The sequence below is a fragment of the Streptomyces venezuelae genome (assembly GCF_008642275.1).
GTDB classification, from domain to species: Bacteria; Actinomycetota; Actinomycetes; order Streptomycetales; family Streptomycetaceae; genus Streptomyces; species Streptomyces venezuelae_E.
The window spans coordinates 5,310,857-5,323,823 of the sequence record NZ_CP029189.1 but is presented as its reverse complement, the minus strand read 5'-3'; the positions used below and the strand labels follow the sequence as shown (position 1 = coordinate 5,323,823).

The window sequence follows — 12,967 nt, the reverse complement described above, 5'->3', positions numbered from 1 at the left end:
GAGTTCGATGAGCCAGGCGGCACAGAACCTGAACTGGTTGATCACCAACTTCGTGGACAACACCCCCGGGGTGTCCCACACGGTGGTGGTCTCCGCCGACGGACTCCTTCTGGCGATGTCCGAAGGATTCCCCCGCGACCGCGCCGATCAGCTGGCGGCCGTGGCCTCCGGACTGACCTCGCTGACCGCCGGTGCCTCCCGTATCTTCGAGGGCGGCGCCGTCAACCAGACCGTGGTCGAGATGGACCGGGGATTCCTCTTCCTCATGTCCGTCTCGGACGGATCCTCGCTGGCCGTACTGGCGCACCCCGAGTGCGACATCGGCCTCGTGGGCTACGAGATGGCTCTTCTGGTGGATCGCGCGGGCAGTGTCCTCACCCCGGACCTGCGCGCCGAACTGCAGGGAAGTCTGCTCGGCTGACTTCCCACTCTCCCGGCCGGACGGTACTACCGGCCGGGAGATCGGGGCCCCGCCCCGGAATCCAGTACCCCCGCCAGGCCGTCATCCCGTTCCCCCCACCGGCCGCCCCGTAAGACGGCACGCTGACCACTGCTGTCCAGCCCGGAGGATCAATGACCCCGCCCCCCGCCTACTCCGATTCGTACGGAGACTCGTACTCGGAAGGCGATCAGCCGCTGGTGCGTCCGTACGCGATGACCGGCGGCCGGACCCGGCCCCGCTACCAGCTCGCCATCGAGGCGCTGGTCAGCACCACCGCCGATCCGATGCACCTGTCCGGCCTGCTCCCCGAGCACCAGCGCATCTGCACGCTGTGCCGCGAGGTCAAGTCGGTCGCCGAGGTCTCCGCACTGCTGTCGATGCCGCTCGGTGTCGCGCGGATCCTCGTCGCCGACCTGGCCGAGGCCGGCATGGTGGCCATCCACCAGCCGGGCAATGGAGAGGCCGGCGGCACGCCAGATGTAACGCTGCTCGAAAGGGTGCTCAGTGGCCTTCGGAACATCTAGCGGAGCGGCTCCCCGCTCCACCACCTCCGCGAAGATCGTGGTGGCGGGCGGCTTCGGCGTGGGCAAGACCACGTTCGTCGGAGCCGTGTCGGAGATCAACCCGCTGCGCACCGAAGCCGTGATGACCAGCGCCTCGGCCGGGATCGACGACCTCACCCACACCGGTGACAAGACGACCACCACGGTCGCCATGGACTTCGGCCGCATCACGCTCGACCAGGACCTGATCCTGTACCTCTTCGGTACCCCGGGCCAGGACCGCTTCTGGTTCATGTGGGACGACCTGGTCCGCGGCGCCATCGGCGCCATCGTGCTGGTGGACACGCGCCGTCTCGCCGACTGCTTCCCGGCGGTGGACTACTTCGAGAACAGCGGCCTGCCGTTCGTCGTGGCCCTCAACGGCTTCGAGGGGCACCAGCCCTACACGCCGGAGGAAGTCCGCGAGGCCCTGCAGATCGGCCCCGGCGCTCCGATCATCACCACCGACGCCCGCCACCGCGCGGACGCCAAGAGCGCGCTCATCACGCTCGTCGAGCACGCGCTCATGGCGCGTCTGAAGTAACACGGTTTCAGTTGTCATGCGGGAGGGGCGGGCTGTGTCTTACGACACGGCCCGCCCCTGTCGTTCATAACGTTTCGACAGTGAATTGCAGCCATCCGGCAACGGGGTGCGGTCGCCTGGTGCCACTGCGCGCACAACTGCCCCTATTTTTGCCGCAGGACGCTCTTTATGTCCGGTTTATGTAGGGCATAAGCTTCTGGGTGCGGCCGATTTCAACTGTTTGGAACACGGCCGTCAACCGTGCTGGAATTCAACGAACTAGCTAGTAGCACCGCCGAGAGGTTGTTGGTCGAGTGAGGCGAAGCATCGCAAGCCCCGCGGATGAACCCGCGCGCGGCAACTTCACCCCGCCGCCGCGAGCGGCCGCGTCGCCCGTCGACGTGCCCGTGGACCCGCCCGCGAGCAGCGGGAGCAGCAGCAGGTTCTCGCCCCGCAACTGGCGTGTGCCGACCCGTCTGAACGCCATCCTGCTCGTGCCGGCCCTCGTGGGCCTGGTCATGGGCGGCTTCCAGGTGAAGGGCTCCATCGACACCTGGAACGAGGCCAAGGACGCCGAGAAGATAGCCACGGTCGTCCAGGCGGCCTCCGGCTACAGCCAGGCACTGCTCAACGAGCGTGACCTGACCGCCGAGCCCCTCCTGAACGGCCAGACGAAGGACCCGAAGGTTCTCAAGGCCTACGCGGACACCACCGCGGCCAAGGAGAAGTTCGACAAGGCCGTTCTGGACATGCCGAAGAACCTCGGCCTGGAGCGACGCCTGGACCTCTTCCGCGCGGAGGAGCCCAAGCTGGACGCCGTACGCGACAAGGCGTACCAGGCGGCGATCGAAAGCCCCAAGAAGGATCTGCCCAGGACGGCCGGGCCCATCCCGACCGAAGAGGGCTATGTGCTGGTCCAGCACTACCTCATGCAGTTCGCGAACGAGCTCGGTCTCGGCACCGGCAACGTGACCTCGTACGGCCGCATGGTCTACGCGATCCAGCTGGCCAAGGCGGCGAACTCGCTCCAGCGCGCCGTCGGTACGCACCTGCTGGTGCGCCCGAGCGCCGACGAGAACACCCGCAAGGCACAGCTCGTGGCCTTCTCGTCGTACGCCTACCTCGAAGAGATCGCCATCGGCGAATACGTCGCGGCGGGCACCGAGGACGACGTGAACCGCCTCAAGGCGGTCATGGCGAAGAAGTCCGAAGAGGGCGCCGCCAAGATCGCCGACGCGAAGCACCAGGCCGAGCAGGCCGGTGTCCGCTTCACGCCCCCGCCCACGATCAACGACTCGGCGCTCCTCGGCATGACCGAGGCGATCGCCAACAGCGAGAGCAAGAAGAAGCTCGCCGAGACCGGGGCGACCCCCGCGTACTGGCAGGCCGCCGCCACCGCCAAGTTCGACGGTTACGACGAGGTCGAGAAGGAACTCCTCGACAAGGCCGTCAAGGACGCCGTCGCGGTCTCCGACGAGGCCCGTACCGACGCGATCGTCAACGGCGCCATCGTGGTCGTGGCCCTGCTCGCCGCCTTCATCCTGGCCGGCATGATGGCCCGCCAGATGGGCCGCGCGATGGCCCGCCTGCGCACCGCCGCCTTCGACATCGCCGAGCAGCGCCTGCCGATGCTCGTCGACCAGCTCTCGCGCACCGATCCCGGCAAGGTGGACACCCGTGTCCTGCCGATCCCCATCGACTCCCAGGACGAGATCGGCGAGGTCGCCCGCGCCTTCGACCAGGTCCACCGGGAAGCGGTACGGCTCGCGGCCGAGCAGGCGCTCCTGCGAGGGAACGTCAACGCGATCTTCACCAACCTCTCCATGCGCAACCAGTCGCTGATCGAGGGCCAGCTGACCCTCATCACCGACCTGGAGAACAACGAGGCCGACCCGGACCAGCTGGAGAACCTCTTCCGCCTGGACCACCTGGCCACCCGTATGCGCCGAAACGGCGAGAACCTCCTCATCCTCGCGGGCGAGGAGCCGGGCCGCCGCTGGGACCAGCCGGTCCCGCTCGTCGACGTGCTGCGTGCCGCCTCCTCCGAGGTGGAGCAGTACGAGCGCATCGAGCTCTCCGGGGTCTCGGAGGCCGAGATCCACGGCCAGGCCGTGACCGACCTCGTGCACCTGCTCGCCGAGCTCCTGGAGAACGCCACCACGTTCTCGTCGCCGCAGACCAAGGTCCGCGTCAACGCCACGCGTCTGCCCGACGGCCGCGTGATGGTCGAGATCCACGACAAGGGCATCGGCCTCACCGCCGAGGACTTCGCGGACATCAACCACAAGCTGGCCAACCCGCCGACCGTGGACGCCGCGATCTCGCAGCGCATGGGTCTGTTCGTGGTCGGCCGGCTGGCGGACCGCCACAGCATCCGCGTCCAGCTGCGTCCCTCGGGCGAGGCTGCCGGTACCACCTCGCTGGTCATGCTCCCCGACGCCATCACCCACGGTGGCGGTGGCGAGGGCATCCCGGACGACGACTTCACGGTCTCCCAGATCATCCCGGAGCAGCAGGCCCAGCAGGCCGCCCCGCTGCGTACCGCCGCCGAGCTCGGCTTCGACGACTCGCGGTACGACCAGCAGGGCTCCGACGGCCTCGCCGCCGACCCGGTGGGCCGCTCCCTGGGCCAGCAGGAGCGCCGGGCCGCACTGGCGGCCCAGGTGGGTTACCCGCAGGAACAGCAGGAGTACCCCGCCCAGGAGTATCCGGAACCCCAGCCGGAGCACGGGTACCAGGAGTACCAGGGCTACGAGCAGCAGTCCGGGCAGGCCTACGACACCTCCTACGAGGCACAGCAGGCCCAGCAGGGCTACGAGGCGTACCCGCAGCAGGACTACGGTTATACGGAAGACGGCTACCCGGACCCGCAGCCGGCCGCTCAGAGCTACGACAATGGCTTCGATGCCCGGCAGGGACAGGCCGAATGGCCCGAACAGAACACGTATCCGGCTGCCTACCAGCAGGATTACGGGACTGAATCGGAATCCCAGGCCGTCCCCGAACCGGCCGCGGAGCGCGTAGGCTTCGACCGTCCGGGTGCCGCTGCCGACACCGGTCACACGATGACCGGAGCGGGCCTGCCGCGACGCGGCAGCCAGCAGCAGTGGCCGTCCGGAAAGCAGGAAACGGAGTCCACCGGTTCCCTCTTCGAGCAGCGGTCGCCGCGTCAGCAGCAGCCCGCCGAAACGGAGCGGGCGCCGGAGGAAACTGAAGGCACCACCGCCTGGCGTTCGCGCAACGACGAACGCTGGCAGCAGGCCGGAAAGCTCCGTGAGCCGAAGGCGGGCGGGGTCACCCCGTCCGGTCTCCCTCGGCGCGTGCCCAAGGCCAACCTGGTCGAGGGCGCAGCGGAGACGACCCCGCAGGGCGGCCCCCAGGTCTCCCGCGCACCGGAGGACGTCCGCGGCAGGTTGAGCAACCTGCGGCGCGGTGTCCAGCAGGGACGCAGCGCGGGTTCTGAGCAGTCAAGTAACAGCTATGACCAGGAGCGTTAGTGTGAGCCCGATGAGCCAGGCGGCACAGAACCTGAACTGGTTGATCACCAACTTCGTGGACAACACCCCCGGGGTGTCCCACACGGTGGTGGTCTCCGCCGACGGCCTTCTTCTGGCGATGTCCGACGGGTTTCCGCGCGACCGCGCCGATCAGCTGGCGGCCGTGGCCTCCGGACTGACCTCGCTGACCGCCGGTGCCTCGCGCATCTTCGAGGGTGGCGCCGTCAACCAGACGGTGGTCGAGATGGACCGGGGATTCCTTTTCCTCATGTCCGTCTCGGACGGATCGTCCCTCGCGGTGCTCGCGCACCCGGAGTGCGACATCGGCCTCGTGGGCTACGAGATGGCTCTTCTGGTGGATCGCGCGGGCAGTGTCCTCACCCCGGACCTGCGCGCCGAACTGCAGGGAAGTCTTCTCAACTAGCAAACAGGCAGTGCGTTTCGCGCCATCGCACCATAGGGTGCGGTGGCGCGGTTCCACAGGGAGTACTGCGCACTTGGAGTCGGAGGAGGAAACGTGACAACACCCGGAGGACATCCTTATGGCGGCGCGCAGCAGCCGCAGGGTGGGCACGACCAGAACCGCTTCAACTTTCCCTCCGCGCCGAGCCGGCCCGTGCCGGAGCAGAACCCCTACCAGCAGCAGCAGTACGGACAGCCCCAGATGCCTCAGCAGCAGCCGCCGCGCGCCGCGCGACAGCCCGCTCCGAAGGCCCACAACCCGCTGGTGCGTCCGTACGCGATGACCGGCGGCCGGACTCGGCCGCGCTACCAGCTCGCCATCGAGGCGCTGGTCAGTACCACGGCGGATCCCGCGCGTCTGCAAGGGCAGTTGCCCGAGCACCAGCGGATCTGCCGCCTGTGCCAGGAGATCAAATCCGTAGCGGAGATCTCGGCACTTCTCTCCATTCCTCTTGGTGTCGCCCGCATCCTCGTCGCCGACCTGGCGGAGGCGGGCCTTGTCGCCATTCACCAGCCCGGCGGCGACGAGTCTGCCGGTGGCCAGCCAGACGTGACACTGCTCGAAAGGGTGCTCAGTGGACTTCGCAAGCTCTAACGGCGGAGCGGCTCCCCGCTCCACCACCTCCGCGAAGATCGTGGTGGCGGGCGGCTTCGGCGTGGGCAAGACCACGTTCGTGGGCGCGGTCTCCGAGATCAACCCGCTGCGCACCGAAGCCGTGATGACCAGCGCCTCGGCCGGGATCGACGACCTCACCCACACCGGTGACAAGACGACCACCACGGTCGCCATGGACTTCGGCCGCATCACGCTCGACCAGGACCTGATCCTGTACCTCTTCGGTACCCCGGGCCAGGACCGCTTCTGGTTCATGTGGGACGACCTGGTCCGCGGCGCCATCGGCGCCGTCGTCCTCGTGGACACGCGCCGTCTCGCCGACTGCTTCCCCGCCGTCGACTACTTCGAGAACAGCGGCCTGCCGTTCGTCATCGCCCTCAACGGCTTCGACGGGCACCAGCCCTACACGCCGGAGGAAGTCCGCGAGGCCCTGCAGATCGGCCCGGACGCCCCGATCATCACCACCGACGCCCGCCACCGCGCGGACGCCAAGAGCGCGCTCATCACGCTCGTCGAGCACGCGCTCATGGCGCGCCTGCGGTAGCAGCCTGCCGTACCCGACAGGCCCCCGTGTCACACGACGCGGGGGCCTTCGCCATGGCGGGATCCGGAGAGGAGCGGCCTACGGGGCTTCGCGTGTCCGGCGCCCCCGCCCCGGGGTACGCGGAAGGCCCCGCACCCTGGACGGGTGCGGGGCCTTCCGGGGCTCGGGAACCTCAGCCCTGCCAGCTGTGCGGGGCGCGGAAGCCGGGGGTGCGCTCCAGGCGGCGCCAGCCGGCCTGGCCGGGCACGCGCACCGGGGTCTCCTCGGGCGTGGCGGCGGCGCGGGCGAGCAGGATCGCGGTGATCGCGGCGAGCTCCTCGGGGGCGGCGTTGCCCTTTTCGACGCGCAGCAGGGTGTCAGTGGCGGTGGTCATGTGGTGGCAGGTCTCCTTCGCGGTTACTGCGGGGGGTTGCCGTGCTTGCGGGACGGCAGGTCGGCGTGCTTGTTGCGGAGCATGGCGAGGGCGCTGACGAGGACTTCGCGGGTTTCGGCGGGGTCGATGACGTCGTCGACGAGGCCGCGTTCGGCCGCGTAGTACGGGTGCATCAGTTCGGCCTTGTACTCCTTGACCATCCGCGTGCGCATGGCCTCGGGGTCCTCGGCGTCGGCGATCTGCTTGCGGAAGATGACGTTGGCCGCGCCCTCGGCGCCCATCACGGCGATCTCGTTGGTCGGCCAGGCGTAGGTGAGGTCCGCGCCGATGGACTGGGAGTCCATGACGATGTACGCGCCACCGTAGGCCTTGCGGAGGATCAGGCTGATCCGCGGGACGGTGGCGTTGCAGTACGCGTACAGGAGTTTCGCGCCGTGGCGGATGATGCCGCCGTGTTCCTGGTCGACGCCGGGCAGGAAGCCGGGGACGTCGAGCAGGGTGATGATCGGGATGTTGAACGCGTCGCACATCTGGACGAAGCGTGCGGCCTTCTCGGAGGCCTCGATGTCCAGGACACCGGCGAGGTGGCCGGGCTGGTTGGCGACGATCCCGACGACCTGGCCGTCCATCCGGGCCAGCGCGCAGATGATGTTGCGGGCCCACCGCTCGTGGACCTCCAGCACGTCGCCCTCGTCGACGAGCTCCTCGATGACCTTGAGCATGTCGTAGGGGCGGTTGCCGTCGGCGGGGACCAGGTCCAGGAGGACCTCGCTGCGCCGGTCGGCCGGGTCGCCGTTCTCGTGGACGGGCGGGTTCTCGCGGTTGTTGGAGGGGAGCATCGAGATGAGGTAGCGGACCTCGGAGATGCAGGTCTCCTCGTCGTCGTACGCGAAGTGCGCGACACCGGAGGTCTCGGCGTGCACGTCCGCGCCGCCGAGCCCGTTCTGGGTGATCTCCTCACCGGTCACCGCGCGGACCACGTCCGGGCCGGTGATGAACATCTGCGAGGTCTCCCGGACCATGAACACGAAGTCGGTGAGGGCCGGGGAGTAGGCGGCGCCGCCCGCGCACGGGCCCAGCATCACGGAGATCTGCGGGATGACACCCGAGGCCCGCGTGTTGCGCTGGAAGATCCCGCCGTAACCGGCCAGCGCCGAGACGCCCTCCTGGATACGGGCACCGGCACCGTCGTTCAGGGACACCAGCGGCGCACCCGCCGCGATCGCCATGTCCATGATCTTGTGGATCTTCGTGGCGTGGGCCTCGCCCAGCGCGCCGCCGAAGATCCGGAAGTCGTGCGCGTAGACGAAGACCGTCCGGCCCTCGACCGTGCCCCAGCCCGTGATCACACCATCGGTGTAGGGCTTCTTGCTCTCCAGGCCGAACCCGGTCGCCCGGTGCCGGCGCAACTGCTCGACCTCCTTGAAGGAACCCTCGTCCACAAGCAGCGCGATGCGCTCGCGCGCGGTCAGCTTGCCCTTCGCGTGCTGGGCCTCGGTCGCACGCTCACTCGGTCCACGCCGCGCCTGCTCGCGCAGGGAATGCAGCTCGGCCACGCGCCCACGGGCGTCCGTCGGCTCGCTCGGGATCTGGTCCACAACGGTCATGTACCGACCTTACGAAGATCGCCACGAAAAACCTCCGTTCATTCCGCACAGTCTCGGAAGACTTCCGCTGTCCGGCCCGCACAGTACGCCCAGTGGATGTACGGACTCCGCCAGACGAGGCACTCACCCGTTGTGGGACCTTCACAAAAAGACCTGACACCCTCCCTAGATGTTGAAATTTGAACGGAATGGGTCTAGCGTCGTTCCCGTTGAAGTCGTTGAAAGTTCAACAGATCTTCGGACCGCGCAGGAAACCACCAAGGAGCACGTCATGGGTCTCTTCACCCGCCGCAGCCAGAACGTCAACACCCAGGACGGCGCCGCCGTCGCCACCCTGGAAGTGGATCCGGCGCTCGCCGCGCTCACCGGCGACTACGTCATCGACGCCGCGCACAGCAGCATCGGCTTCACCGTCCGCCACGCCATGGTCACCAACGTCCGCGGGGCCTTCGCCGAGCACGAGGGAACCCTGCACCTGGACGGCGCCGACCCGGCCCGCTCCACCGCCTCCATCGACGTGAAGATCGCCTCCGTCGACACCGGCATCGCCGACCGCGACGGCCACCTGCGCAGCGGCGACTTCTTCGACGCCGAGACCTACCCGCTGATGACCTTCCGCTCCACCGAGGCGCGTCAGCTCGGCGGGGACACCTACCGCATCACCGGTGAGCTGACCATCAAGGACGTCACGCGCCCGCTCTCCATCGACCTGGAGTTCAACGGCTCGGCCACCGACCCCTACGGCAACCAGCGCGTCGGGTTCGAGGGCAGCGCCGACATCCTGCGCTCCGACTGGGGCCTGACGTGGAACGCGGCCCTGGAGACCGGCGGCGTCGTGGTCAGCGACAAGGTGAAGCTGACCTTCGACATCTCGGCCATCAAGCAGGCCTGACGGACGGGCTCCCCCGTCCCCTGCGGACGCCCGGAACCGGGGGCGGCCAGGCCGCCCCCTCCGGATCTTGCCGGGCCCGCACGATCCGAAAGAGACGGGACCTAGAAGCCGCCCCCGCCGTCGAAACCGCCGCCCCCGTCGAACCCTCCGCCACCGAAGTCCCCGCCGCCGAAGTCGGACGGGTCGAAGTCCGCCCCGGAGACGTCCCCGCCCTCGAAGCCGCCGCCCGTTCCGCCGCCGAAGTCCGAGGCGTAGGCGGGGCTGGACATCATCGAGCCGAGCATCGTTCCCACCAGCAGGCCGGGCAGGATGCCTCCGCCGAAGTATCCGCCGGCCCAGGGACCGTACGCCGGGCCCGCGTCGTAGTAGGGCCGCGGCCCGCGCTCGGTGTCGACCGTGCGGACCGCCGGGTCCAGGCCGTCGCGCAGCCGCACGGCGTCCGCCGTGCAGACGGGCACGGTACGGGCCGTCCCGCCGGCCGGAGCCCAGGTGGCGTCCTCGGTGCTCGGCCCGTGGCGCGGGTCGAAGAAGCAGGGCGAGCGGCGCTCGGGAAGCGGCCGGCCCTGCCGGCGCGCGTCGAGGGTGGCCAGCGCGAAGCGCCCGTCCTCCAGTGCCTGGGTGGCGCCCTTGACCTCGTCGGGGCGCTGGACCGTGGCCATGATCTGCTTGGCCTTCTCGTACGAGTCGAGCCCCCGCTCGTAGTCCTGGCGCATGGCGTCGTCGGCGCTGGGCTCACCGGGGTGGAAGTCGAGCCGTTCGAGCTCCTCGCCGAAGGCCGTGATGTCCTCGTCGACGACCACGCCCAGCCGGGCGACGGCCTCACGCCTGGCCTCTTCCTTCTTCTTCCGGTTCCGGCGGACCAGCGCGTACGCCCCGCCGCCGCCCACCACGGCCACCGCGCCGAGGGCGACCAGTCCGCCGACCGGGGCGCCCTGGTCCGCTCCGGTCGTGCCCCAGGAGGCCGGGGCGCTGCCCTTGACCTGGGTCAATGCCTGGTCCACGAAGTTGTTGAGCTGGGTGTTCGCGTTCACCGGTGCGCCGGTCTTCACGGCCTCGGTGAGGTTGCGTACGGCGTTGTTCGGCATGACCGCCCTGTCGGCTCCGGCGTTGAAGCCGTCGCCCAGCCGGATCGCGTAGAGCCCGGTGACACCGGTCTCGGCGCGGACGGCGCCGAGCACCTTGTCCGCGGGGAACTCGGCGGTGGCCGGCAGCACGGCCACGAACACCGGCTTCCCGGCGTCCTCTATCTTCTTCGCGAGCGCGTCCGCCTGGACGGCGGACAGCTGCCCCTCGGCCCCGGGTGCGACGTAGACCGGGCCCTGTTTGAGGGCCTCCCCCACGGCCGCGACCCCGGTAGCCGCCGACGCCTGCGGCGCGGCCACGAGGGCGGTCGCCGACAGTCCCAGCAGCAGACCGGCCAGCAGCGAGCCGAAGCGTATGGACATCAGCCTGGTCTTCATATCCAAGACGCTACCGGAACCGGTACTTTCCCGTGTGAGCTGGACATAAGGGCCTCGCCGGGCTGCGGCCCGGCGAGGTGGGGTCCGGCGGACGCGCGCCCGGCGGGCTACTCGGCGGGCTCGACGCCGGCGTGCAGCAGGCCGTAGGTGAACGCGTCCTCCAGGGCCTGCCAGGAGGCCGCGATGACGTTCGGGGCCACGCCGACCGTGGACCACTCGCGCTCACCGTCGGTCGTGGCGATCAGAACGCGGGTCGTGGACTCCGTGCCGTGCGTGCCCTCCAGGATGCGGACCTTGTAGTCGACGAGCTCGAACTTGGCGAGCTGTGGGTAGAAGCGCTCCAGCGCCACCCGCAGCGCCCGGTCCAGCGCGTTGACCGGGCCGTTGCCCTCCGCGGTGGCGACGATCCGCTCGCCCTTGGCCCACAGCTTGACCGTGGCCTCGTTGGCGTGGGTGCCGTCGGGACGGTCCTCGACGATCGCCCGCCAGGACTCGATGCGGAAGTACTTGCGGGCGCGGCCCTCGGCCTCGGCGCGCAGCAGCAGCTCGAAGGAGGCGTCGGCCGCCTCGTAGGTGTAGCCCTTGAGCTCGCGCTCCTTGACCCGCTCCACGACCCGGGAGATCAGCGCGCGGTCCCCGCCCAGCTCGACGCCGAGCTCCTTGCCCTTGAGCTCGATGGAGGCACGGCCGGCCATGTCGGAGACCAGCATCCGCATGGTGTTGCCGACCCGCTCGGGGTCGATGTGCTGGTAGAGGTCCGGGTCGACCTTGATGGCCGAGGCGTGCAGGCCCGCCTTGTGCGCGAAGGCGGAGACGCCGACGTAGGGCTGGTGCGTGGAGGGGGTGAGGTTCACGACCTCGGCGATGGCGTGCGAGATCCGGGTCATCTCGGCGAGCGCCCCGTCGGGGAGCACCTTGCGCCCGTACTTGATCTCCAGGGCGGCGACGACGGGGAACAGGTTGGCGTTGCCGACGCGCTCGCCGTACCCGTTCGCCGTGCACTGGACGTGGGTGGCGCCCGCGTCGACCGCGGCCAGGGTGTTGGCGACGGCGCAGCCGGTGTCGTCCTGGGCGTGGATGCCGAGGCGGGCGCCGGTGTCGGCGAGGACGGTGGCGACGGTCGCGGTCACCTGGGCGGGCAGCATGCCGCCGTTGGTGTCGCAGAGGATGACCACGTCGGCTCCGGCCTCGTGGGCGGTGCGGACGACGGACTTGGCGTACTCCGGGTTGGCCCGGTACCCGTCGAAGAAGTGCTCGCAGTCGACGAAGACGCGGCGGCCCTGGGCGACCAGGTGGGAGACGGTGTCGCGGACCATCTCCAGGTTCTCGTCGAGGGTGGTGCGCAGGGCGAGTTCGACGTGGCGGTCGTGGGACTTGGCGACGAGCGTGATGACCGGGGCGCCGGATTCCAGCAGGGCCCGCACCTGCGGGTCCTGGGCGGCCGAGCCGCCGGCGCGGCGGGTCGCGCCGAAGGCGACCAGCTGGGCGTTCCTGAAGGTGATCTCCGCACGGGCGCGGGAGAAGAACTCGGTGTCGCGGGGGTTGGCTCCGGGCCAGCCGCCCTCGATGAAGCCCACTCCGAAGTCGTCCAGATGCCGGGCGATGGTCAGCTTGTCGGCGACGGTGAGGTTGATGCCCTCGCGCTGGGCGCCGTCGCGCAGGGTGGTGTCGAAGACGTGGAAGCTGTCGTCCAGGCCTTCTGACAGCACGGTTGCCGCCTCTGGTGTCGTCGTCATGCTGATCTGACTCCTGTCGGATGAGTGGTTCCGGATATGCCCGGCATCCACTGCCCCCATCATCGCGCGCGGTCCGGTCCCGGCAGGGATGGTCCGGGAAACGAAAAAACCTCTCGCGGGTAGCGAGAGGTCTGCGCGCGGGTCCGAGGCACGGTGGCCGCTTCCGCGAAGTTCTTCCACGGTTCAGCGGCCACTGGGGACCGGCGCGCTGCTGGCGATAATCATGAGCTGAGCAGGCACGCTGGCAGTGTGCCACACCGCTCGCCGTGGATG

12 protein-coding genes are annotated in these 12,967 nt (G+C 69.4%); 8 read left to right on the top strand and 4 right to left on the bottom strand.

The annotated features are described in order from the left end of the window. The first annotated feature begins 7 nt into the window (after positions 1 to 7). From DEJ51_RS23865 to DEJ51_RS23835, 7 genes are all read left to right on the top strand, one after another. Positions 8 to 421: a roadblock/LC7 domain-containing protein gene (locus tag DEJ51_RS23865; protein ID WP_030708442.1), complete on the top strand. Its 414-nt coding sequence runs from the start codon at positions 8 to 10 to the stop codon at positions 419 to 421. Between the two features lie 152 nt (positions 422 to 573). Next, complete coding sequence (locus DEJ51_RS23860) at positions 574 to 966, top strand: DUF742 domain-containing protein (protein WP_030014827.1); 393 nt, start codon at positions 574 to 576, stop codon at positions 964 to 966. Further along, the gene (locus DEJ51_RS23855; protein ID WP_046776286.1) at positions 947 to 1,528 is read left to right on the top strand and encodes a GTP-binding protein; all 582 of its coding nucleotides are present in this window, start codon (positions 947 to 949) and stop codon (positions 1,526 to 1,528) included. The genes DEJ51_RS23860 and DEJ51_RS23855 overlap by 20 nt, the downstream gene beginning before the upstream one ends. 293 nt (positions 1,529 to 1,821) lie before the next feature. After that, positions 1,822 to 5,004, top strand: a complete 3,183-nt coding sequence (locus DEJ51_RS23850; protein ID WP_150259652.1) for a nitrate- and nitrite sensing domain-containing protein — start codon at positions 1,822 to 1,824, stop codon at positions 5,002 to 5,004. A 10-nt stretch (positions 5,005 to 5,014) separates the two neighbouring features. After that, positions 5,015 to 5,428, top strand: a complete 414-nt coding sequence (locus tag DEJ51_RS23845) for a roadblock/LC7 domain-containing protein (protein ID WP_030037347.1) — start codon at positions 5,015 to 5,017, stop codon at positions 5,426 to 5,428. A gap of 93 nt (positions 5,429 to 5,521) precedes the next feature. Next, a complete protein-coding gene (locus DEJ51_RS23840; protein ID WP_150259650.1) occupies positions 5,522 to 6,061 on the top strand; it encodes a DUF742 domain-containing protein in 540 nt (179 codons plus the stop codon). Beyond that, on the top strand, positions 6,042 to 6,626 hold the full coding sequence (locus tag DEJ51_RS23835; protein ID WP_007266770.1) for a GTP-binding protein: 585 nt from the start codon (positions 6,042 to 6,044) through the stop codon (positions 6,624 to 6,626). The genes DEJ51_RS23840 and DEJ51_RS23835 overlap by 20 nt, the downstream gene beginning before the upstream one ends. A gap of 172 nt (positions 6,627 to 6,798) precedes the next feature. On the opposite strand, the gene DEJ51_RS23830 is transcribed toward DEJ51_RS23835, so the two are convergent. Further along, a complete protein-coding gene (locus tag DEJ51_RS23830) occupies positions 6,799 to 6,999 on the bottom strand; it encodes an acyl-CoA carboxylase subunit epsilon (RefSeq protein WP_150259648.1) in 201 nt (66 codons plus the stop codon). A 23-nt stretch (positions 7,000 to 7,022) separates the two neighbouring features. Beyond that, the gene (locus DEJ51_RS23825; RefSeq protein WP_150259646.1) at positions 7,023 to 8,606 is read right to left on the bottom strand and encodes an acyl-CoA carboxylase subunit beta; all 1,584 of its coding nucleotides are present in this window, start codon (positions 8,604 to 8,606) and stop codon (positions 7,023 to 7,025) included. Positions 8,607 to 8,877: 271 nt separating this feature from the next. On the opposite strand from DEJ51_RS23825, the gene DEJ51_RS23820 reads away from it, so the two are divergent. Then, positions 8,878 to 9,498, top strand: coding sequence for a YceI family protein (locus DEJ51_RS23820; protein WP_150259644.1), 621 nt, complete (start codon positions 8,878 to 8,880; stop codon positions 9,496 to 9,498). A 101-nt stretch (positions 9,499 to 9,599) separates the two neighbouring features. Here DEJ51_RS23820 and DEJ51_RS23815 read toward each other — a convergent pair whose 3' ends face one another. Next, entirely contained in the window at positions 9,600 to 10,958 is a 1,359-nt protein-coding gene (locus DEJ51_RS23815; RefSeq protein ID WP_150259642.1) for a hypothetical protein, read from the bottom strand. A 107-nt stretch (positions 10,959 to 11,065) separates the two neighbouring features. Continuing rightward, positions 11,066 to 12,694 (bottom strand): citramalate synthase, encoded by a 1,629-nt coding sequence (gene cimA / locus DEJ51_RS23810; RefSeq protein WP_150259640.1) that lies wholly within the window; start codon positions 12,692 to 12,694, stop codon positions 11,066 to 11,068. Positions 12,695 to 12,967: the final 273 nt, after the last annotated feature.